Below are 22,447 nucleotides of genomic sequence, written 5' to 3'. Positions count from 1 at the left end.
GTCAGGCCTTCAGACCGCAAGGCGCGCGGGGAGTTCGGGGATGGAAGGGTCGGCATCGACGGCATGGAAGCCGAACTGCCTGCAGAATTCCTGCACCAGGACATCTTCCACGTCGGCCAATCGCGACGGACCGCCCAAGTCTAGCACCTGGGTGATCTCCAAGCCCTTGTAGCCGCAAGGATTGATGCGGTGGTAAGGCTCCAGGTCCATGTCGACGTTGAAGGCCAGGCCGTGGAAGCTGCAGCCACGGCGGATGCGCAGGCCCAGGGCGGCCACCTTGGCGCCGGCCACGTAGACGCCGGGGGCGCCTTCCTGGCGCTCGGCGCCGATGTTCCACTCGCCGAGGGTGTCGATGATGGCCTGTTCGATCTTGCAGACCAGCTCGCGCACGCCCACCCCGGTGCGACGCAGGTCGATCATGGGGTAGGCCACGATCTGCCCGGGGCCGTGGTAGGTCACCTGGCCACCGCGGTCCACCCGCACCACCGGGATGTCGCCGGCGAACAGCACGTGCTCGTCGAGCCCCGCCTGGCCCAGGGTGAACACCGGGTCGTGCTCCAGCAGCCACAGCTCGTCGACGGTGTCGTCGGTGCGGTTGTCGGTGAAGGCGCTCATGGCCTTCCAGGTGGATTCGTAGGGGACGCGCCCCAGCCGGCGGACGTTGAGGGGGAGGGTCATGGGGGGAGGGGTCGGGAGGGGATAGGCGGAAGCTGTGGGCTGGGGATGCACGATACAAGAGATGAGCCACCCGGTACCGCCGTTCGCCGATTCGATCGGCTCCCACCCCTTCGGTAGCCGTCTTGCCTTATTCCTGCTACCGAAGGGGTGGGAGCCGATCGCATCGGCGAATGGGCGCGAAGCGCCCCTCGGGGTCACATCGTGAAGCGGATGTTCTCGTCCGCGCGCAACGTGGCGTGGGCCTCGTCGTACTTCTCACGGGTGGGTGCGACGAAGGTGACCGTCACCGACTGGTAGTTGCCGGCCGGCGTCAGCTTGGTCGAGAGCGTCTCGTGGAGCACTTCCAGGCCGATACCGTGCAGCAGTTTCGGCACGTGCGCGTCGAGGCCGGCGTTCGCGTTGCCGATGGCGGTGATCTCGAACTCGCCCGGAAACTGGAACCCCTTGCCGTCTTTCTTCGCCTGGGTGAAATCGATCTCACGCATGGTGCGCTCCTTACTTCTTGTCGGACTTGTCGTCGTCGCTGTGGAACCACAGCAGGATCGTGTCCCACAGGCGCGAGAAGAAACCGCCCTCGGGCGCGTCGTTGAGCGCCACCAGCGGTGCGGTGACCACGGGCTGGCCGTCGAGCGTGACGCGCAGCGTGCCCACCTGCTGACCCTTCTTGAACGGCGCGATCAGGGTCGACGGGATGTCGAGGTTAGCCTTGAGCTTGTCGTAGTCGCCGCGCTTGACCGAGACCATGACGTCTTCGGACACGCCCAGCGGCAGCGTGTTCTCGGCGCCCTTCCACAGCTTGGGCGTGGCCAGCGGCTTGTTGGCCTCGTAGAGCTTGTGCGCCTCGTAGAAGCGGAAACCGTAGTTGAGCAGCGACAGCGCGGCGTCGGCGCGGCCCTTCTCGCTACCGGCACCCATCACGATGGCGATCATGCGCGCGTCGCCCTGCTTGGCCGAGGCGGCCAGGCAGTAGCCCGCGGCGGCGGTGTGGCCGGTCTTGATGCCGTCGACGGTGTTGTCGCGCCACAGCAGCAGGTTGCGGTTGTGCTGCTTGATGCCGTTCCACTCGAATTCCTTCACCGCCGAGATGGCGTAGTCCTCGGGGAAGTCGTGGATGAGCGCGCGGGAAAGGAGCGCGATGTCGCGCGCGGTGGTGTAGTGGTTGGCGATGGGGTAGCCCGACGCGTTCTCGAAGTTCGAGTGCGTCATGCCGATCTGCTTGGCGTAGGCATTCATCAGGTTGGCGAACGCGGGCTCGGAGCCCGCGGTGTGCTCGGCCAGCGCGATGGCGGCGTCGTTGCCCGACTGGATGATGAGACCGTAGAGCAGGTCTTTCAGCGGCACCTGGCTGTTGAGCTTGAGGAAGCTGGTGGAACCGTCGGTGCCGGCACCGCCGCCGCGCCAGGCGTTTTCGCTGATGGTGACCGGATCGGTCATGTGGATCTTGCCGTTGGCGATCTCGGCCGAGACGACGTAGTCGGTCATGATCTTGGTGATCGACGCCGGTTCGACCTGCATGTCCGGATCTTTCGACGCGATGATCTGCCCGGTGTTGTAGTCCATCAGCACCCAGCTCTTGCCTTCCACGTCGGGCGGCGGCGGCACCGGCGCCTCGGGCACCACCGGGCGGGGCACGGAGGGACGCGGGGGCGTCTGCTGCGCCACGGTCACGCCGGCGACGAGCGCGGCGGCGGCGAAAGCGAACAGGGAACGGGGCAAGAGCTTCATCGTTTCAGCGGTCCAGTCAAAGCAACAAAAAAGGGGTTCAGTCTACCGCGACCTGGGGTCGGGGCAGGCCCATGGCGGCGATCTGGTCGGTCACGCGGTCGGCGGTGTCCACGTCGGCGAGCGGGCCCACGCGGACCCTGCGGACGCCGCGACCGCCGATGGTCGCCTCGATCACACTGACCGGTCCCAGCCCGGCCCGGTTCAATCGGTCGGCCACGCGGTTGGCGTTGGCCAGGTCGGAGAAGGCGCCGACCTGGAGGTAGATGCTGGGTTTGCCGGGCACGGCCGCCGTGGCGGCGGGTGGTGTCGTGGCCGGCTTGGCGGGAGGCATGGCCGCGCTCGTGGATGGCGCGGGCTTGCCGGGCAAGGCAGGCAAGGCATCGGAGACGGAGGCGTCGGTCATGCCGGGCACCGGACCGGCGTCGGCCGGATTGCCGGTGGCGACCGGGGTGGCCGTGGTGGACGTGGGCGCCGGGCGCGGCATGGCGGCCAGCGAGGCCCCGGCGGCGACCGTCGCGGGCGTCGGCGCGGTGCGCGCGGCCGGAGATGGCGGCGTGCCGGCCATGCGCGGCGGCGGCGGCGGCGCGGTCACCGGCGACGGGCGCGGGCTCGTGACCACGGGCGGGGCGACCGACGACGAGGCGTCGCGTGGATCGATGGCGCGCACTTCCACCAGCCCGGTGCCCTTGGGCCACACGCCGATCTTCACGGCGGCGGCGAAGGAGAGGTCGATCAGGCGGTTCTCGTGGAACGGGCCGCGATCGTTGATACGCACGATGACGCTCTTGCCGTTCTCGAGGTTGGTGACGCGTGCGTAGCTCGGCAGCGGCAGCGTCTTGTGCGCCGCGCTGAACTGGTACATGTCGTATTCCTCGAGGTTCGAGGTCTTGTAGCCGTGGAACTTGTTGCCATAGAACGAGGCGATGCCGCGTTCGACGTAGCCGCGCGGGTTGTCCATGACGGTGTAGGTCTGGCCGAGCACGCTGTACGGGGATTTGTTGCCGTAGAGCGACCGCGGCTCGTTCTTCGGCACCGGCTCGGGGAGCTTGCTGACGTCGGGAATGTCGGTGGGAACGCTGTCGCGACTGGAGCGATAGCGCGACGACTGGGACTTGCTGATGTCGTCGTAGCCGCGCGAGCTGCCGCCGCTACCGCGGTGGGAGCCGGAGCCAGGGCGGGTGTTGTGGGTGCCGCCGCAGGCCGCGAGGAGGATCGACACCAGCATGATCGCCAGCCATCGCGCTATCCCGTCGCTCCCGCGCAGGCGGGAGTCCAGCGTCTTGCGCCTGGACGGCGCGGCACCTTCGGGCGAAAGGCGCTGGGTTCCTGCCTTCGCAGGAACGACGGCGCTTCCCCCGACCCGCCGCTTCATCGGCCGTTCGGTCCTATGACGCGGGCGCGGATCTCCTGTGCCAGCTGGTGGACCGCGAGGGCGTACATGGGGCTGCGGTTGTAGGTGGTGATCACGTAGAAGTTCTGGAACGTGAACCAGTATTCGTCGCCCGCGGGACCGTCGAGGCGCACCAGTTGCGCGTCGCGGCCCGGGTTCAGGTGCTGCAGCGGCGCAAAGCCCTCGGCCACGAAACCTTCGACGGTGCCCGTGGGACGCCAGTCTTTCGGCACGGCCGGCGCCTCCGCGCGGCGGTCGGGCTGGGCGCGGGCCACGACGGGGCCGCCGGTTTCCCAGCCGTGCTCGGCGAAGTAGTTCGCCACGCTGGCGAAGATGTCGCCCAGGTTGCCCTTCATGTCGATGCGGCCGTCGCCATCGTAGTCGACGCCCCACTGGCGGATGGACGAGGGCATGAACTGGCCCCAGCCCTGCGCGCCCGCATAGGAACCGGTGAGCGTGTCGAGCGGGCCGGCGAGGTGGTTGGATGGCAGCTCGAGCAGGGTCTTCAACTCGCCGCGGAAGAACGGCGCGCGCTTGGGGTAGTAGAAGGCGAGCGTCGTCAGCGCGTCGAGCACCTTGTACTTGCCGGTGTTGCGGCCGTAGAAGGTTTCCACGCCGACGATGGCCACGATGTATTCCGGCGGCACGCCATAGCGTCGGCCGATGGTGTCGAGTAGCTTGCGGTGCGTGCGGTAGAACTCGGCGCCCGCCGCGATGCGCTCCTCGGTGAGGAAGATCGGGCGGTAGTCCTTCCAGGGCTTGCCCTCGGCGGGCCGGTTCATCGCGTCGATGATCGACTGCTGCTTCTTCGCGCCGTCGAGGATCGCGTTGAGCGACTTCACGCTCTTGCCGGTGTCCCGGGCCACTTCACGCACGAGCTCGGCCTGGCCGGGATGGGTTTCGGCCGTGGCGGCGACGGACGCCAGCATGAGGGGGAAGGCAAGCATCGCGCTCGCGAAGCGCGGGAGGAAACGTACGGGTCGGGCGCGGCGCGCGGCGAGAACTTCATCCATGCGCCGAAGCGTAACACGCAGCCATGGCCGTTCCGGGGCGCGCGTCGGCCGCCGTTCAGTCATGGAGCTTGCGGTTGGCGTGGATCGACATCAGCACGCCGAAGCCGGTGAGCAGCGACACCGCCGAGGTGCCGCCGTAGCTCACCAGCGGCATCGGCACGCCCACCACGGGCAGCACGCCCGCGACCATGCCGCCGTTGACCGCCACGTAGACGAAGAAGCTCATGCCGATGGCGCCGGCGAGCAGGCGCGAATAGGTGTCGCGCGCATTCATCGCGATCCACAGGCAGCGGCCGATGATGAAGGCGTAGAGCAGCATGATGGCGATGACGCCGACCAGGCCGAATTCCTCGGAGAACACCGCGAAGATGAAGTCGGTGGTGTGCTCGGGAAGGAAATCCAGCCGCGACTGCGTGCCGTGCTGCCAGCCCTTGCCGAACACGCCGCCGGAGCCCACCGCGATCTTCGACTGGATGATGTGCCAGCCGTTGCCCAGCGGATCGGATTCCGGATCGAGCAGCGTGCGCACGCGGTTGCGCTGGTATTCGTGGAGGAATTGCCAGGCCACCGGCACGGCGGCGCCCGCGCCGCCCACCAGCAGGCCGATGCGCCACCAGGCCATGCCCGAGAGGAACAGCGCGAACGCGCCCGCGCCCGCCACCAGCAGCGCGGTGCCGAGGTCGGGCTGTTCGGCGATGAGGCCCGCGGGCACGGCGATCAGCAGGCCGACCACGACGATGTCCTTCCAGCCCGGCGGCAATTGCCGCGGGTGCAGGTACCAGGCCACCATCATCGGCATGGTCAGCTTGAGCAGCTCCGACGGCTGGAAGCGCATCACGCCCAGGTCGAGCCAGCGGTAGGCGCCCCTGCCCTCGCCCAGCGCCGCCACCACCACCAGCAGCGCCGTGCTGCCCATGTAGAGCCACGGCGTCCATGAACGGAGGACCGGCGGGGGGATGCGCGAGATGATCACCAGCAGCACCGCGCCGAGCACGAAGCGCGCGGCCTGCCCGCCCACCAGCGAATAGTTGCCGCCGCCCGCGCTGTAGAGCGTGGCCAGGCCCGCGCAGGCGAGCACGAACAGCGCCAGCAGCAGCGGCAGGTCGAGGCGCGGCCGGCTGAGCATGCGCACGCCGAAGCGCTTCAGGCGGACGGTCATTCCTTCGAGCAGGCTCATTGATCGTCCCCGTTGTCGTCCGGCGGTTCGGTGCTCTCGGCCCCCGCGGGCTGCGCCCCCTGCACGGACGAGGCCTCGGCCGGCGTCGGCTCGGGCGTGGCGTCGGACGTGGTCACCGGTGCGCCGGGCTCCGGATCGACGGGCCGCGGCCCGCCCTCGTCGACCACCCACTGGTCGAGGATCTTGCGCGCGATCGGGCCGGAATCCTCCGCGCCCCACGCGCCCGCCTCGAGCACCACGGCGACCGAGATCTTCGGATCTTCCGCCGGCGTGTAGGCGATGAACAACGCGCGGTGGCGGCTGGCGAGGTAAGCCTTGTTCTTGTTGGTGTCATAGGCGTCGGTCTTGCGCGAGAAGCGTTCGGCCGTGCCGCTCTTGCCCGCGATGACGTAGGGGAAGCCGATGCCCAGCTTCTTGCCCGTGCCCTTGCCCGAGTTGATCACCGCGATCATGCCCTGGTTCACCGCGTCCCAATCGGCCGGCTTGCGGATCACCGACGGACCGGTCGGCGGGAACGGCTGGGGCACGCGCGGGCTGTCGACGCCGTCCTGGGTGTCGAGCAGCAGGTGCGGTGCGTAAGGCACGCCGTGGCCGGCGAACGTGGCCAGGGCATGCGCGAGCTGGATCGGCGTAACCGCCCAATATCCCTGGCCGATGCCCGCGATGATGGTTTCGCCGGGGAACCAGCCCGCTTTGCTGCGCGTGGCCTTCCACTCGCGCGACGGCAGGATGCCTTCGACTTCGCCGACCAGGTCGATGCCGGTCTTCTTGCCGAAGCCGAGCTTGCCCATCCATTCGGACAGCCGGTCGATGCCCATGTCGAGCGCGAGCCGGTAGAAATACGTATTGGTGGAGTGTTCGATGGCCTGCATCATGTTGACCACGCCGTTGCCGCCGCGCACGTCGTCGCGATAGCAGCGGCTCTGGCCGGGAATGCAGAACTCGCCGGTGGACAGCACCGTATCGGTCGGCCGGCGGATGCCCATCGTGAGGCCACCCAGCGCGAGGAAGGGCTTCACCGTGGAGCCCGGCGGATACACGCCGCGCAGGGCGCGGTTGTAGAGCGGCTTGTCGGGCGAGGTGGTCAGTTCGGTGTAGTCGGCATGGCTGATGCCGTTGACGAAAAGGTTCGGGTCGTAGGTGGGGTCGCTGACGAACGCCAGCACCTGGCCGTTGCGCGGATCGATGGCGATGGCGGCGCCCGCGCGGCCGTTCATGGCTTCCTCGGCGGCTTTCTGCAGGCGCACGTCGATGGACAGGTAGATGTTCTTGCCGGGCGTGGGCGGCGTGGTGTCGAGCACGGCCTGCGTGCGGCCGTCGGCGTTGACTTCCACCAGCTCGTAGCCGGGCTCGCCATGCAGCAGCTTCTCGTAGGCGCGCTCGATGCCGATGCGCCCGATGTGGGTGGTGCCCTTGTAGCTGGCTTCCTCGTCGTCGTCCATGCGCTCGAGGTCGTCGGCGTCGATGCGGCTCACGTAGCCGATCACGTGCGCGAACAACGGGCCCATCATGTAGCGGCGGGTGAGGTACGGCACCACGTCCACGCCGGGAAAACGCCAGCGATTGACCGCGAAGCGACCGATCTCGTCCTCGGTGAGCTTGAGCTTCAGCGGCACGCCGTCGAAACGGCGGCTCTGCTTGACCTGCTTCTTGAAGGTGGCGATGTCCTCGTCGCTCAGCGGCACCACCGCGCCGAGGTCGGACAGCATCTTGTCCATGTCGCCGACCTGCTCGGGCGTGACTTCCAGGCGGAAGGCAGGCACGTTGTCGGCCAGCAGCACGCCGTTGCGGTCGTAGATGAGCCCGCGCGCGGGCGGGATGGCGCGCGGCTTCACGCGGTTCTGTTCCGAGCGCGCCACGAATTCGTCGTGATGCATCACCTGCAGGTACACGTAGCGCGTGACCACGCCGGCCAGCCCGAGCAGGATCAGCGCGAAGCCCGCCAGCGCGCGACGGCGGAACAGCGCCACTTCGCCGCGGAGTTCCTTGATGGAGGCGCGACGGAGGCTCATGCCTCGTGGATGCGCAGGCGCGCGCGCAGGTCGTCGAGGATGAGGAACAGGAACGGCCACAGGGCCGCACCGACCAACGGCGAGATCCAGAACTCCGCCGGGGGCAGCGGGTCGCCCCCGAGGACGCGCACGAGCAGCAGCAGGATGCGGTCGTTCACCAGCAGGCCCAGCACGGCCAGCGACTGCTGCCACATCGGGAAGAAACGCAGGCGCGAGCGGAAGCGCAAGGCGATGAACACCATGGCGGTGAGGCGCAAGGCCTGCTCGCCCAGCAGCGCACCGTCGAAGACGTCGGCGGCCAGGCCCAGGCAGAAGGCCATGCCCAGCGTGACCCGGTCGCCCGACTGCAGGCACCAGTAGAGCATCACCAGGGCGGGCCAGTACGGCTTGAACGGCGCGAGCGGCCCCGGCATGGGGATGAGCATGAGCAGCAGCGAGAAGAACAGCGTGGCGGCGAACCACAACTGGCGGACGCGGACCTTGTTCATGGCTGCGCTCCGCTCGAGGCCGCGTGGGCAGGCACCGGCGTGGCCGTCGGCGAGGTCACCGAAGGCAGCGTGGGCGCCACCGGGGCGTTGGGATCGGGGGCGAGGTCCGCCGGCGGCCCCACCGCCGGCGCGGGCGGCGGCGGCCCGGCCGACTCGGCCAGGTCGTGCAGCAGGAGGACGTCCTCGCTGCGGTCGAGGTCGGCCGCGGGCCTGGCCTGCGCCGAAAGGAAGGTGCCCGACGGGGTCTGCGCCACGTCGCGGATCTCGCCCACCGGGAAACCCGTGGGGAAGCGCCCGCCGAGGCCCGAGGTGACCAGCTTGTCGCCCACCTGCACGTCGGCCGACACGGGGATGTTCGGCAGCGTGAGCATGTCGCCGGCGCGCGAGCCGTAGGCCACGGTGCGCAGGCCGGTTCGCTCGATGGTGACGGGAATGGCGTGGTTGGGGTCGGTGATGAGCATGGCGGTGGAGGTGGTGGGCATCACCTCGACGATCTGGCCCATCACGCCGCGCGCATCGATCACCACCTGGCCCACGTGCACGTTGTCGCGCGCGCCCACGTTGAGCACGATGCGGTGGCGGAAGGTGCCCAGGTCGACGCCGATCAGTCGGGCCAGCTGCACGTTGAGCGACAGGCTGTGCTGGGTGTCGAGCAGCTCTTTCAGGCGCTGGTTCTGCTCGGCCACGGACGCCATGCGGTTGAGCTTGGCGTTGGCCAGCAGGAGGTCTTCACGCAGGCGCTGGTTGGCCTCGGTGAGGGCCTGGCGGTCGGCGAAGGCCACCGTCGCCGCATGGAAACCCTGCGACGGCAGCCCGGCGATGCGGTAGACGGGCTCCACGGCCAGCGAGAGCGCGTAGCGCACGTTGCCCAGCCAGCCCCCACGGTGGTCGAGCACCATCAGCACGCAGGCGAGCGCGAGGTACACGATCAGGCGCAGGGTGCCCGCCACGCCGGGCGAGAACAACGGCGACTTGTCGTCGCGATTCAGGGCCATGGATCAACGCGCTCCGGCCAAATGCGCGGCGCGCGTGACCATCATTCGAAGGCGAAGAAGTCGCTGCCGTGCTGGTCGATCATCTCCAGCGCCTTGCCGCCGCCACGGGCCACGCAGGTGAGCGGGTCGTCGGCCACCTGCACGTGCAGGCCGGTTTCCTCGGAGATGAGGCGGTCGAGGTCGCGCAGCAGGGCGCCACCGCCGGTGAGCACGATGCCGCGCTCGGCCACGTCGGAGCAGAGCTCCGGTGGGGTCTGCTCCAGCGCCGCCTTGACCGCCGCCACGATGCCCGAGAGGGGTTCGTGCAGGGCTTCGAGCACCTCGTTGGAGTTGATGCTGAACATGCGCGGCACGCCCTCGGCGAGGTTGCGGCCGGAGATTTCCATCTCGCGGACCTCGCTCTGCGGGAAGGCGCAGCCGACCTCGAGCTTGATGCGCTCGGCGGTGGACTCGCCGATGAGGGTGCCGTGGTTGCGGCGCACGTAGTTGATGATGGCCTCGTCGAAGCGGTCGCCGCCGACGCGGACCGACTGCGAATAGACGATGCCGTTCAGCGAGATGACCGCCACTTCGGAGGTGCCGCCGCCGATGTCGAGGACCATCGAGCCGCGGGCCTCGTGCACGGGGATGCCGGCGCCGATCGCGGCGGCCATGGGCTCCTCGATGAGGAAGACGTCGCGGGCGCCCGCGCCTTCGGCGGACTCCTTGATGGCGCGGCGTTCCACCTGGGTGGAGCCGCAGGGCACGCAGACCAGCACGCGCGGGCTCGGACGCAGCATGCGCGAGCGGTGCACCTGCTTGATGAAGTGCTGGAGCATGGCTTCGGTCATGGTGAAGTCGGCGATCACGCCGTCCTTCATCGGGCGCACCGTGGCGATGTTGCCCGGGGTGCGGCCCAGCATGCGCTTGGCGTCGCCACCCACGGCCGCGACCGCGCGCGGGCCGCCCGGGCCGCGATCCTGGCGGATCGCGACGACCGACGGCTCGTTGAGGACGATACCCTGGCCCCGCACGTAAATGAGCGTATTCGCCGTGCCGAGATCGATGGAAATATCGTTCGAAAAGATTCCGCGGAACTTCTTAAACATGATGCGGCGGGCGCCAATTGCGGGAAAAAGTAAGCGTGCGAGTCTAGATTGGCGTTCTTTTCCACGCAAGGGCGCAGAAGTTAAGAAAGCCTTGTAAGTCCGGGTGATGCGCGTGGATGCTGTACCGGGATCGTAAATCCGTACGACAACCGGTGTCGCCTCGCGCGGCGATTTTGGGTACGATCCGCAGGTTTGGCGGACCCCAGGCGGTCCGGCATCGCGGCGGCCGGTCCCGGCCGAGCCACTCACCGTTTTCCAGGGTCGCCCAATCGCATGACTGCCGTTATCTGCGGATCGCTCGCCTATGACACCATCATGGTGTTCCAGGACCAGTTCAAGAACCACATCATTCCGGACCAGGTGCACATCCTGAACGTGTCGTTCCTGGTGCCGGCGATGCGCCGCGAATTCGGCGGCTGCGCCGGCAACATCGCGTACAACCTCAAGTTGCTGGGCGGCAACCCGATGCCGGTGGCGACGGTGGGCCAGGACTTCGCCCCGTACCGCGTGCACATGGAAAAGCACGGCATCCGCATGGACGGCGTGCGCCAGTACGACGACATGTTCACCCCGCAGTGCTTCATCACCACCGACCTGGACAACAACCAGATCACCGCCTTCCATCCCGGTGCCATGTCCAACGCGCACGACAACCACGTGCGCGAGATCACCGAATGCGAGTTCGGCATCGTCGCGCCCGACGGTCGCGAAGCCATGCTCCAGCACGTGGATGAGTTCGCCGCGCGCGGCGTGCCCTTCATCTTCGACCCGGGCCAGGCGATGCCGTTGTTCAACGGTGACGAGTTCCGCTCGATGATCGAGAAAGCGACCTACGTGATCGTCAACGACTACGAGTCGCAGCTGCTGCAGCAGCGCACGGGCTGGAGCGCGGCCGAGATCGCCTCCAAAGTGAAGGCGTACATCGTCACGCTCGGCCCGCGCGGTTCGTTGATCCATGCCGACGGCGACACCATCGAGATCCCGCCGGCGCGCGAACACCGCGTGGTCGATCCCACCGGTTGCGGCGATGCGTATCGTGCCGGTCTCATCTTCGGCATCATGAAGGGCTACGACTGGCCGACCGTCGGCAAGATGGCGTCGCTGATGGGCGCGCTGAAGGTGGAGCATCCGGGCACGCAGAACCAGTACTTCACGTACGAGCAGTTCGCGTCGGAATTCAAGGACCAGTTCGGGTACGAACTGCCCTGATGCCTGGGATGTGAAAGGGCGGCGCAGTGATGCGCCGCCCTTTTGTTTGTCGCTTTCGCTTCGCCGGGTTCGCCGATACGATCGGCTCCCACCCCTTCGGTAGTGAGGCCGCTACCGAAGGGGTGGGAGCCGATCGTATCGGCAAAATCCGGTTGCCCCGTGCTCCAGCAGCCTTGGTCACCTGCCTACCGGAGGGGTGGGAGCCGATCGTATCGGCGAATCGTCAGTGCCGCGGCTTGAAGGCCATCGTGGCGTTGACGGCGTCCTTCCATCCTGCATAAAGATCCTCGCGTCGCTCCTTCGGCATCTCCGGCTTGAACTCGCGATCCACCGCCCAGCGCTTCGCGATGTCTTCCTTGCTTTTCCAGAAACCCACCGCGAGGCCGGCGAGGTACGCCGCGCCCTGCGCCGTGGTTTCCTGCACCTTCGGGCGCAGCAGCGTGACGTCGAGAATGTCGGCCTGGAACTGCGCCATGAAGTCGTTGGCGATGGCGCCGCCGTCGGCGCGCAGTTCTTTCACCATCAGGCCCGAATCGCTCTGCATCGCCTCGAGGACGTCGCGCGTCTGGTAGGCCATGGATTCCAGCGCCGCACGGATGAACTGCTCCTTGGTGGTGCCGCGCGACAGGCCGAACACCGCGCCGCGAACGTCGCTCTTCCAATAAGGCGCGCCCAGGCCGACGAAGGCCGGCACGAAGTACACGCCGTCGGTGTCCTTCGCGCGTTCGGCGTAGGCCTGCGAATCGGAGGCCTTGCCGAGCATGCGCAAGCCGTCGCGCAGCCATTGGATGACCGAACCGGCCACGAAGATGCTGCCCTCGAGCGCGTATTCCACCTTGCCGTCGACGCCCCAGGCGATGGTGGTGAGCAGGCCGTTCTTGGAGCGCACCGCCTTCTCGCCGGTGTTCATCAGCATGAAGCAGCCGGTGCCGTAGGTGTTCTTGGCGAGGCCTTCCTCGAAACACGCCTGGCCGAACAACGCCGCCTGCTGGTCACCGGCGATGCCCGCGATGGGAACTTCGTGGCCGAAGAAATGTTTCTTCAGCGTGTGGCCGTACACCTCGCTGGAGGATTTCACCTCGGGCAGCATCGCGCGCGGCACGTTGAGCATCTTCAGCAGCTCGTCGTCCCACTCGCGCTTGTAGATGTCGTACATCAGCGTACGCGAGGCATTGGTGTAATCGGTGACATGCACCTTGCCGCCGGTGAGGTTCCAGATCAGCCAGGTATCGATGGTGCCGAACAGCAGCTCGCCCTTCTCCGCACGCTCCTGCGCGCCCTCCACGTGGTCGAGGATCCAGCGCACCTTGGTACCCGCGAAGTACGCATCGATCAGCAGGCCCGTCTTGTCGCGGACCATGGGATCGAAGCCCTTTTCCTTCAGGTGGTCGCAGATCTCGGCGGTCTGTCGCGATTGCCAGACGATGGCGTTGTAGATCGGCTGCCCGCTGGCCTTGTCCCAGACCACCGCGGTCTCGCGCTGGTTGGTGATGCCGATGCCTTCGATGCACGAGGCGTCGATGCCGGAGCTGCTGATGACCTCGGTCATCGTCGACAGCACGCTGGTCATGATCTCGCGCGGGTTGTGCTCCACCCAGCCCGGTTGCGGGAAGATCTGCGGAAACTCGCGCTGCGCCGTGCCGGCGATGTTGCCGTCATGATCGAACAGGATGGTGCGCGAACTCGTCGTGCCCTGGTCGATCGCCAGGATGTATTTCTTGTCCATGTCCGGGCCTCACTGCATGGTTTGAGCGTTGGCGTTCGCCTTGCGCGCTTCGGCGAGCGCGCGCTGGCGAGCGGGAAGGAAGGGGTGCACGAGGAGCTGATAGGCTCCGCCGCCGATCACGCCACCGACGAAGGGACCCACGATGGGGATCCACCAGTAGTTGTCGGGCGCGGGAAGGGCCGACGGGCCCCATCCGGCGAAGTAGGCGAACAGGCGCGGACCGAAGTCGCGCGCGGGATTGATGGCCCAGGCTTCCAGGTAGCCCATGCAGGCGCCGATGGTGGCGACGAGCAGGCCGATGATCAGCGCGCCGGAATTCGCTCCCGGCGCCATTTCGTTGTACTGCTCGGTGATGGCGAAGATGCCGAAGAGCAGGAACGCGGTGAGGATCACCTGGTCGGACAACGCGTGCATGGGCGAGATCGCCAGGCCCGGATGCGTGAAGAACACGCCCGCCGCCCCACCCGCCTCGCGGGTGAGCTGGTGGGTTTCGTTGAAGTGGTCGATGACCGGGCCGAACAACGCATAGACGATGGCCGCGCCGAGGAAGGCGCCGATCACCTGCGCGATCCAGTACGGGATCACTTTTTTCCACGGGAAGTCGCGGAACAGCGCGAGGGCCAGGGTCACGGCCGGATTGGCATGCGTTCCCGAGATGGAGCCCGTGGCGTAGATGGCGATGGTCACCGCCAGGCCCCACGCGATGCATACGCCCCAATAGGCATTCTGGTAGGGACTGGGGTCGTACAGCACGTACATGCACGCCACCGAATCGCCGAACGCGATGATGATGAACATCGCCAGGGCTTCGGATATCAGTTCGCCGATCTTTTGCCGCATGATCCCTTTCTCCATTGGTTTCACGGTGTCGGCCGGAAGCGCTTGGCCAGGTAGTCGGTAAGGCGCCGCACGCCGTCCGGGTCGACCCGGAGACCGAGCTTGCTGCGTCGCCAGAGGATGTCTTCGGCTTCGGTCGCCCATTCGTGACGGACAAGGTAATCGACTTCGGCCTGGTAGAGGTCGGCGCCGAAATGTTCGCCCAGCGCGTCCAGGCCCGCGGCTTCGCCGAGCAGGTCGCGCGCGCGCGTACCGTAGCTGTGGGCCAGCCGCCACGCGTGGCGTTCGGTGAGCCATGGGCGCGAGGAGCGCAGATCGCCGATGAGTTCGTCCAGGTCGCGTTCGCCGCCGCCGGGCAGCGGCGGCGCGTCCGCCGTCCACGCCGGATGCGGGTTGCCGAGCAGCGGGCCCAGACGGTCCATGGCTTCTTCGGAAAGCTTGCGGAACGTGGTGAGCTTCCCGCCGAAGACGTTGAGCAGCGGCGCGCCGTGGGTGTCGATGTCGAGCAGGTAGTCGCGAGTGACTTCGGACGCGTTGCCCGAGTCGTCCTGCAACAAGGGGCGCACCCCGCTGTAGCTCCACACGACGTCGGTGGGCACGAGCTGCTTCTTGAAATAGCGGTTGGCCGCATCGCACAGATAGGCGATTTCCTCGGTGGAAATCACCGGGCGCGAAGGATCGTCCTTGTATTCGATGTCGGTCGTGCCGATCAGCGTGAAGTCGCGCTCATAGGGAATGGCGAAGACGATGCGGCGATCGGGCTGCTGGAAGATGTAGGCATAGCGATGATCGAACAGCTTGGGCACCACGATGTGGCTGCCCTTGATGAGGCGCAGCGAGTGATCGTGCTTCACGTGGGCCACGTCGTCGAGGAACGACGCGGCCCAGGGACCGGCGGCGTTGACCAGCGCCCGGGCCTTCACGAAATGCTTCGTGCCGTCGCGCGATTCCAGCTCGGCCGTCCAGCCGTCGCCGTCGCGTCGCGCGCTCACGCAGCGGGTATGGGTTTCGATGCGGGCACCACGACGCGCGGCGTCCATCGCATTGAGGACCACCAGGCGCGCGTCCTGCACCCAGGCATCGGAGTAGACGAAACCCTGGTGGAACTCGTCTCGCAGCGGCTCGCCGGTGATGTGCTTGCCGAAGCGCACGCGCCGCGAGCCCGGCAGCGTGCGGCGGCCACGGCCGAGGTGGTCGTAAAGGAACAGGCCGATGCGGATCATCCACGCCGGACGCAGGTGCGGCTGGTGGGGCAGGACGAAACGCAGCGGCCAGATGATGTGCGGCGCCGCGCGCAGAAGCACCTCGCGCTCGGCGAGCGCCTTGCCCACGAGGGCGAATTCGAACTGTTCCAGGTAGCGCAGCCCGCCATGGATGAGTTTGGTGCTGGCGCTGGACGTGTGGGAGGCCAGGTCGTCGCGTTCGCAAAGCCAGACGCTCAGGCCGCGCCCCACGGCGTCGCGGGCGATGCCCACGCCATTCACGCCGCCACCGACCACCAGGATATCGACCTGCTCGACCATCGCGCACTCCGCTTGGGCTGGGGGCAACGCGCCGCCGAGGATGGATACCCTACGCTCGGGTACGTTCGTTTGAAAGCGCCTTGCGCAGCATCTTGCGCACAAACGAACATTTCACACCGATGACAGTGCATTGCCCACGTTCGAATGAGCATATTCGAACATAAACGAACATCGCACGCTGCGGTGCAGCGAACAGACGGAGTCGTTGCCCCTCCCACGGCTGGTCACTGGCTTGCCTGGAGAGGTTCCCTCGCGCACAGTCGCGATTTTCGTTCGTGGAGACGGGTCGTGGAATGGAGCGACGTCCGCATCTTTCTCGCCGTGGCTCGTGAGGGCTCGCTCGGCGCGGCGGCCCGTGCCCTGGGCTTGAGCCATCCGACGGTCGCCCGCCGCATTGCCGCCCTGGAGCATGCCATGGATCAGGTCTTATTCCAGCGGCACAAGGACGGCGTGCTGTTGAGCGACGCGGGGGCACGCGTGGTGCGGCTCGCCGAGGAGATGGAGGCCTCGGCCCTCGCCATCCATCGGCGGCTCGCCGGAGAGCCGGGCAAACCGAACGGGCCGCTGCGGATTTCGGCGGCGGACTGGTTCGCCACCTACGTGCTTCCGCCGGTGATCGAGGCCTTGCTCGACGAGCACCCCGGCATCCTGCCCGAGCTGGTGGTGAGCGCACGGCGCTACGACTTGTCGCGCAGGGAGGCCGACATCGTGTTCCGTGTCGTGCCGTTCGAGGAGCCGGGCGTCGTGCAATGTCGCTTGCCGCGCATCGCCTATGGTCTCTATGCGCGCGAAGGCGAGCCGCCGCCGGCTCGTGGGGACGGACGGGGCGCCCGGCTGGTATTGATGGACACCTCGACGCACGCGTATCCCGAGGTCGAGTGGCTGCGGGAGATGCTGCCCCATGCGAGGCCCGTGGTGGTGTCCAATCACCGCGCCTTGCAGGCCCGGCTCTGCCAGCGGGGGGTCGGACTTGCCGTGCTGCCGCGCGCCGTCGGCGACGCCACGGACGGATTGGCTCGGATCGACCTGGGCGAGCCACCGCCATCGAGGCACGTGTGGATGGGTTACCACGAAGACATGCGTGGCATGGACCGGGTACGCGCCTTGGCCGACATCGCGCTGCGCATGCTGGACGACACCGAAGGGGACCCTCGATCCTGAGCGTCGGGCCAACGTTTCTGTCAGTGTGCAGCGGAGCGGGCGATCGGCAGGCTGATGCCTCCTTTTTTCCGGAGGCGCTTCATGTGCAGCGATCTGCCCGTTCTTCCCATGGACTCGACGCACCGGCATCGGCCGACGCCTGAGGTGATCGGTTCATGTCACGCCGGGGTCGCAGGTACCGATCCACGGTGCGATGGACCGATGATCCGACGATACCGTTTCGGATCGATCACGGTGACGACGCTTTGCGACGGCCATTTCGCCCTCGCCGCTCACGACATACTGCGTGGCGGGCACGCTCCGCTCGATGCCATGCTGGGCCAGGCACGCCTGGGCAACGTCGTGCCGAGCCATGTCAATGCGTTCCTGATCGACGACGGCGAGCACCGGGCCCTTATCGACGTGGGTGCGGGAGACCTGCAGGACGACACCCTCGGCCATGTGCGGGCACGGCTGGAAGCCGCGGGCCACGGCGTCGACGACATCGACACGATCCTGCTCACCCATCTTCATCCGGATCATATCGGGGGGCTTACCCGTCACGGCGAGGCGGTATTCCCGCGGGCGACGGTCCACGTCGCCGGTGACGAGGCACGGTTCTGGATGGGCGAGTCCGCGCGGGACGATGTCGATGCCAGCGTCGTGGCGACATTCGCGCACGCGCGAACGATCCTCAGGCCTTACATGGACGACGGTCGCTATCGCACGTTCGAGCCTGACGCGACCTGGTACGGCTACCTGGGTGCGGAAGCGCTGGCCGGACACACGCCTGGACATACGGGCTATCGCTTGCGTGTGGATACCGGCGACATCATTTTCTGTGGTGATCTTTTCCACGTGGCCGGAGTGCAACTGGCCGATCCGTCGGTTACCGTCCGCTACGACAGCCACCCCGCGCAGGCGCACGCGGTGCGAGAAGCCTTCCTCGCGAGAACCTGCGCGCGGGGCGACCTCGTTGCCGCCGCGCATGCGCCCTTTCCAGGCATCGGGTCCGTGGGCCGCGATGCCCGCGGCTACGCGTGGATACCGCTAAGCGATTAGCCGGCGATGTGCAGCTCGGTGCCGGATGCCTCGAGCACCGGCATCAGTTCGCCCGGCGGCTGGCGATCGGTGAACCATGCGTTCACGCGGGAGAAGTCGCCCAGGCGGACCATCGCATTACGACCGATCTTGGTGTGATCGGCGCCGAGGAATACCTGGCGCGAGTGCTCGATGATGGCCTGCGCCACGCGCACTTCGTGGAAATCGAAGTCGAGCAAGGTGCCATCCAGCTCGATGCCCGAGATGCCGATGATCCCGTAGTCGACCTTGAACTGGCGAATCAGCTCAATCGTGGCTTCGCCCGTCACGCCATGGTCGCGACCGCGCACCACGCCGCCGGCAACGATCACTTCGAAGGTGGGATTGTCGCTGAGCAGGATCGCGATATTGAGGTTGTTGGTGATGACGCGCAGATCGCGATGTTCCAACAGCGCGCGACCGACGACCTCGTTGGTCGTACCCAGGTTGATGAAGAGGGAAGATCCGTCGGGAATCGCCCTGGCGATCGCCTTGGCGATGCGCCCCTTCTCGTCGGCTTGCAGGCTTTGCCGTGCGGCGTAGGCAACGTTTTCGACGCTCGAGGGCGCACTCACGCCGCCGTGGTAGCGACGGATCAGCCCACCGTCGGCTAGCAGGTTGAGGTCGCGACGAATCGTCTGCGGCGCCACGTCGAAGTGACTGGCGAGCTCATCCACGCCGACAAAGCCTTCGCGCTGGACGATGGCGACCAGCTCCTCCTGCCTCCGATTGAGTCGTGGGTCCATCGATCCTCCCGTGCTACGCGATGCAAAACCATCATGACGCGTAAGCGTCCATGTGTCATGCGGCGAACGCCCATGTCGTCAGGAACGCAAAGACAAAACCCCCTGGCGGTGACCTGTGGCGGGTCGTGCCCGCTGGGCACGGGAGCGGGCAAAGAAAAACCCGGCCTCTGACGAGACCGGATTTTGGGATAAAGCCCCTGGCGGTGACCTGTTGCGGGTCGTGCCCGTTGGGCACGGGAGCGGGCAAAGAAAAACCCGGCCTCTGACGAGACCGGGTTTTGGGATAAAGCCCCTGGCGGTGACCTGTGGCGGGTCGTGCCCGTTGGGCACGGGAGCGGGCAAAGAAAAACCCGGCCTCTGACGAGACCGGGTTTTGGGATAAAGCCCCTGGCGGTGACCTGTTGCGGGTCGTGCCCGTTGGGCATGGGAGCGGGCAAAGAAAAACCCGGCCTCTGACGAGACCGGGTTTTGGGATAAAGCCCCTGGCGGTGACCTACTCTTGCATGGCTTGAGCCACACTACCATCGGCGCATGCGCGTTTCACTTCTGAGTTCGGGATGGGATCAGGTGGTACCACGCCGCTATAGCCGCCAGGGAAGGGGTGGGAGCAGCGCAGGTGCGCCGGCTCCACAGAGGGGTAAACGAGTGACAAGCGTCCGGGCTGGATACCGGCAGACTTGAGTTAAGACGGTGAAGCGTCTTGGGGTTATATGGTCAAGCCTCACGGCTCATTAGTACGCGTAAGCTCAATGCATTGCTGCACTTCCACACCGCGCCTATCAACCACCTAGTCTTGATGGTGCCTTAAGGAGAGTCGAGCTCTCGGGAGATCTCATCTTGGGGCGCGCTTCCCGCTTAGATGCTTTCAGCGGTTATCGCTTCCGTTCATAGCTACCGGGCAATGCCATGGGCATGACAACCCGAACACCAGCGGAACGTCCACTCCGGTCCTCTCGTACTAGGAGCAGCCCCCCTCAAATCTCCAACGCCCACGACAGATAGGGACCGAACTGTCTCACGACGTTCTGAACCCAGCTCGCGTACCACTTTAAATGGCGAACAGCCATACCCTTGGGACCGGCTACAGCCCCAGGATGTGATGAGCCGACATCGAGGTGCCAAACACCGCCGTCGATATGAACTCTTGGGCGGTATCAGCCTGTTATCCCCGGAGTACCTTTTATCCGTTGAGCGATGGCCCTTCCATACAGAACCACCGGATCACTAAGACCTACTTTCGTACCTGCTTGATCCGTCGATCTCGCAGTCAAGCACGCTTATGCCTTTGCACACAGTGCGCGATGTCCGACCGCGCTGAGCGTACCTTCGTGCTCCTCCGTTACTCTTTGGGAGGAGACCGCCCCAGTCAAACTACCCACCATACACGGTCCCCGATCCGGATTACGGACCTAGGTTAGAACGTCAAGCACTTCAGGGTGGTATTTCAAGGATGGCTCCACCGAAACTAGCGTCTCGGTTTCATAGCCTCCCACCTATCCTACACAGAAGAACTCAACGTTCAGTGTAAAGCTATAGTAAAGGTTCACGGGGTCTTTCCGTCTTGCCGCGGGAACGCTGCATCTTCACAGCGATTTCAATTTCACTGAGTCTCGGGTGGAGACAGCGCCGCTGTCGTTACGCCATTCGTGCAGGTCGGAACTTACCCGACAAGGAATTTCGCTACCTTAGGACCGTTATAGTTACGGCCGCCGTTTACTGGGGCTTCGATCAAGAGCTTCGCCTTGCGGCTGACCCCATCAATTAACCTTCCAGCACCGGGCAGGCGTCACACCCTATACGTCCACTTTCGTGTTTGCAGAGTGCTGTGTTTTTGATAAACAGTCGCAGCGGCCAGGTTACTGCGACCCCTCGATGCTCAGTCACGCACGTGACCACACCAAGGGGCGCACCTTCTCCCGAAGTTACGGTGCCATTTTGCCTAGTTCCTTCACCCGAGTTCTCTCAAGCGCCTTGGGATTCTCACCCTGCCTACCAGTGTCGGTTTACGGTACGGTTTTTCTACAGCTGAAGCTTAGTGGCTTTTCCTGGAAGCGTGGTGTCAGTCACTTCGTCCTCATAGGACTGGTCTCGGTGCTCGGCATAAAGATTCCCGGATTTGCCAAAGAATCATGCCTACCGCCTTTCCCCAGGACAACCAACGCCTGGTAGACCTAACCTTCTCCGTCCCCACATCGCACTGTAGAAAAGTGCAGGAATATTAACCTGCTTCCCATCGACTACGCATTTCTGCCTCGCCTTAGGGGCCGACTCACCCTGCGCCGATGAACGTTGCGCGAGGAAACCTTGGGCTTTCGGCGAGGGGGCTTTTCACCCCCTTTATCGTTACTCATGTCAGCATTCGCACTTCCGATACCTCCAGCAAGCCTTACGACTCACCTTCACAGGCCTACGGAACGCTCCTCTACCGCGTACACCTCAAAGGTGTACACCCCGAGCTTCGGTGCATAGCTTAGCCCCGTTAAATCTTCCGCGCAGACCGACTCGACCAGTGAGCTATTACGCTTTCTTTAAAGGGTGGCTGCTTCTAAGCCAACCTCCTGGCTGTCTATGCCTTTCCACATCGTTTTCCACTTAGCTATGACTTTGGGACCTTAGCTGCGGGTCTGGGTTGTTTCCCTTTTCACGACGGACGTTAGCACCCGCCGTGTGTCTCCCGTGTAGCACGTGTTGGTATTCGGAGTTTGCCATGGTTTGGTAAGTCTCAATGACCCCCTAGCCATAACAGTGCTCTACCCCCAACAGTGTTCGCACGAGGCGCTACCTAAATAGCTTTCGAGGAGAACCAGCTATCTCCGAGTTTGTTTAGCCTTTCACTCCGATCCTCAACTCATCCCCATCTATTGCAACAGATGTGGGTTCGGTCCTCCAGTGCGTGTTACCGCACCTTCAACCTGGTCAAGGATAGATCACTCGGTTTCGGGTCTACTGCCAGAGACTATTCGCCCTATTCAGACTCGGTTTCCCTTCGCCTCCCCTATACGGTTAAGCTTGCCACTGACAGTAAGTCGCTGACCCATTATACAAAAGGTACGCAGTCACCCTTGCGGGCTTCCACTGCTTGTACGTATACGGTTTCAGGGTCTATTTCACTCCCCTCTCCGGGGTTCTTTTCGCCTTTCCCTCACGGTACTAGTTCGCTATCGGTCAGTCAGGAGTATTTAGCCTTGGAGGATGGTCCCCCCATGTTCAGACAGGGTTTCTCGTGCCCCGCCTTACTCAATTTCATGCCACGCACCCTTTCGTCTACCGGGCTATCACCGTCTACGGCCCGCGTTTCCAAGCGGTTCGACTAGAATGTGCGACACTTTTGGGCTAGTCCGCGTTCGCTCGTCGCTACTGACGGAATCTCGGTTGATTTCTTTTCCTCCGGGTACTTAGATATTTCAGTTCCCCGGGTTCGCTTCGCATAGCTATGTATTCACTATGCGATACCGCCTAAGCGGTGGGTTTCCCCATTCGGACATTGCCGGATCAAAGCTTGTTGCCAGCTCCCCGACACTTTTCGCAGGCTGCCGCGTCCTTCATCGCCTCTGACTGCCAAGGCATCCACCGTATACGCTTAGTCGCTTGACCATATAACCCCAAGTCGCCTCGGGGTG

General features: G+C 65.4%; 17 protein-coding genes and 2 rRNA genes. 3 read left to right on the top strand and 16 right to left on the bottom strand.

The window, feature by feature from the left end:
* Positions 1–9: 9 nt before the first annotated feature.
* From lipB to L2Y94_RS03010, 10 genes are all read right to left on the bottom strand, one after another.
* Positions 10–678, bottom strand: a complete 669-nt coding sequence (gene lipB / locus L2Y94_RS03060; RefSeq protein ID WP_247373045.1) for a lipoyl(octanoyl) transferase LipB — start codon at positions 676–678, stop codon at positions 10–12.
* A 194-nt stretch (positions 679–872) separates the two neighbouring features.
* Positions 873–1,163, bottom strand: coding sequence for a DUF493 family protein (locus tag L2Y94_RS03055; RefSeq protein WP_247373043.1), 291 nt, complete (start codon positions 1,161–1,163; stop codon positions 873–875).
* 10 nt (positions 1,164–1,173) lie between these two features.
* Entirely contained in the window at positions 1,174–2,403 is a 1,230-nt protein-coding gene (locus L2Y94_RS03050; protein ID WP_247373041.1) for a D-alanyl-D-alanine carboxypeptidase family protein, read from the bottom strand.
* 37 nt (positions 2,404–2,440) lie between these two features.
* Positions 2,441–3,775, bottom strand: coding sequence for a septal ring lytic transglycosylase RlpA family protein (locus tag L2Y94_RS21385; RefSeq protein WP_425602430.1), 1,335 nt, complete (start codon positions 3,773–3,775; stop codon positions 2,441–2,443).
* Positions 3,772–4,806 (bottom strand): lytic murein transglycosylase B, encoded by a 1,035-nt coding sequence (gene mltB / locus L2Y94_RS03035; protein WP_425602429.1) that lies wholly within the window; start codon positions 4,804–4,806, stop codon positions 3,772–3,774. The genes L2Y94_RS21385 and mltB overlap by 4 nt, the downstream gene beginning before the upstream one ends.
* Before the next feature lie 55 nt (positions 4,807–4,861).
* Positions 4,862–5,983, bottom strand: coding sequence for a rod shape-determining protein RodA (gene rodA / locus L2Y94_RS03030; RefSeq protein WP_425602428.1), 1,122 nt, complete (start codon positions 5,981–5,983; stop codon positions 4,862–4,864).
* Positions 5,980–7,995: a penicillin-binding protein 2 gene (gene mrdA, locus L2Y94_RS03025; protein WP_247373039.1), complete on the bottom strand. Its 2,016-nt coding sequence runs from the start codon at positions 7,993–7,995 to the stop codon at positions 5,980–5,982. The genes rodA and mrdA overlap by 4 nt, the downstream gene beginning before the upstream one ends.
* Positions 7,992–8,483: a rod shape-determining protein MreD gene (mreD, locus tag L2Y94_RS03020; protein WP_247373037.1), complete on the bottom strand. Its 492-nt coding sequence runs from the start codon at positions 8,481–8,483 to the stop codon at positions 7,992–7,994. The genes mrdA and mreD overlap by 4 nt, the downstream gene beginning before the upstream one ends.
* The gene (mreC, locus tag L2Y94_RS03015) at positions 8,480–9,478 is read right to left on the bottom strand and encodes a rod shape-determining protein MreC (RefSeq protein WP_247373036.1); all 999 of its coding nucleotides are present in this window, start codon (positions 9,476–9,478) and stop codon (positions 8,480–8,482) included. Before mreC ends, mreD begins: the two co-directional genes overlap by 4 nt.
* Positions 9,479–9,519: 41 nt before the next feature.
* Positions 9,520–10,566: a rod shape-determining protein gene (locus tag L2Y94_RS03010; RefSeq protein WP_144915232.1), complete on the bottom strand. Its 1,047-nt coding sequence runs from the start codon at positions 10,564–10,566 to the stop codon at positions 9,520–9,522.
* Positions 10,567–10,839: 273 nt separating this feature from the next.
* On the opposite strand from L2Y94_RS03010, the gene L2Y94_RS03005 reads away from it, so the two are divergent.
* Entirely contained in the window at positions 10,840–11,775 is a 936-nt protein-coding gene (locus L2Y94_RS03005; protein ID WP_247373035.1) for a carbohydrate kinase family protein, read from the top strand.
* Positions 11,776–11,998: 223 nt separating this feature from the next.
* On the opposite strand, the gene glpK is transcribed toward L2Y94_RS03005, so the two are convergent.
* The 3 genes from glpK to glpD are packed head-to-tail and all read right to left on the bottom strand — an operon-like array spanning position 11,999 to position 15,861.
* Entirely contained in the window at positions 11,999–13,501 is a 1,503-nt protein-coding gene (glpK, locus tag L2Y94_RS03000; RefSeq protein ID WP_247373034.1) for a glycerol kinase GlpK, read from the bottom strand.
* Between the two features lie 9 nt (positions 13,502–13,510).
* A complete protein-coding gene (locus L2Y94_RS02995; RefSeq protein ID WP_247375085.1) occupies positions 13,511–14,344 on the bottom strand; it encodes an MIP/aquaporin family protein in 834 nt (277 codons plus the stop codon).
* 17 nt (positions 14,345–14,361) lie between these two features.
* Entirely contained in the window at positions 14,362–15,861 is a 1,500-nt protein-coding gene (gene glpD, locus L2Y94_RS02990; protein WP_247373033.1) for a glycerol-3-phosphate dehydrogenase, read from the bottom strand.
* Between the two features lie 288 nt (positions 15,862–16,149).
* Between glpD and L2Y94_RS02985 the strand changes: the two genes are divergently transcribed.
* Positions 16,150–17,022, top strand: coding sequence for a LysR family transcriptional regulator (locus tag L2Y94_RS02985; protein ID WP_247373032.1), 873 nt, complete (start codon positions 16,150–16,152; stop codon positions 17,020–17,022).
* Between the two features lie 201 nt (positions 17,023–17,223).
* Positions 17,224–18,063, top strand: coding sequence for an MBL fold metallo-hydrolase (locus L2Y94_RS02980; protein ID WP_247373031.1), 840 nt, complete (start codon positions 17,224–17,226; stop codon positions 18,061–18,063).
* Here L2Y94_RS02980 and L2Y94_RS02975 read toward each other — a convergent pair.
* The 3 genes from L2Y94_RS02975 to L2Y94_RS02965 all read right to left on the bottom strand — a co-directional run bounded on the left by L2Y94_RS02975 (position 18,060) and on the right by L2Y94_RS02965 (position 22,421).
* A complete protein-coding gene (locus L2Y94_RS02975) occupies positions 18,060–18,827 on the bottom strand; it encodes a DeoR family transcriptional regulator (protein WP_247373030.1) in 768 nt (255 codons plus the stop codon). The genes L2Y94_RS02980 and L2Y94_RS02975 overlap by 4 nt on opposite strands.
* Positions 18,828–19,307: 480 nt before the next feature.
* Positions 19,308–19,422 (bottom strand): 5S ribosomal RNA (rrf, locus tag L2Y94_RS02970).
* A gap of 115 nt (positions 19,423–19,537) precedes the next feature.
* Positions 19,538–22,421 (bottom strand): 23S ribosomal RNA (locus tag L2Y94_RS02965).
* Positions 22,422–22,447: the final 26 nt, after the last annotated feature.

Source organism: Luteibacter aegosomatis, from assembly GCF_023078455.1.
In the GTDB taxonomy this organism is placed as follows: Bacteria; Pseudomonadota; Gammaproteobacteria; order Xanthomonadales; family Rhodanobacteraceae; genus Luteibacter; species Luteibacter aegosomatis.
Note: the sequence above shows the minus strand (reverse complement) of the source record. Positions and strands in the feature narration are given on the sequence as shown.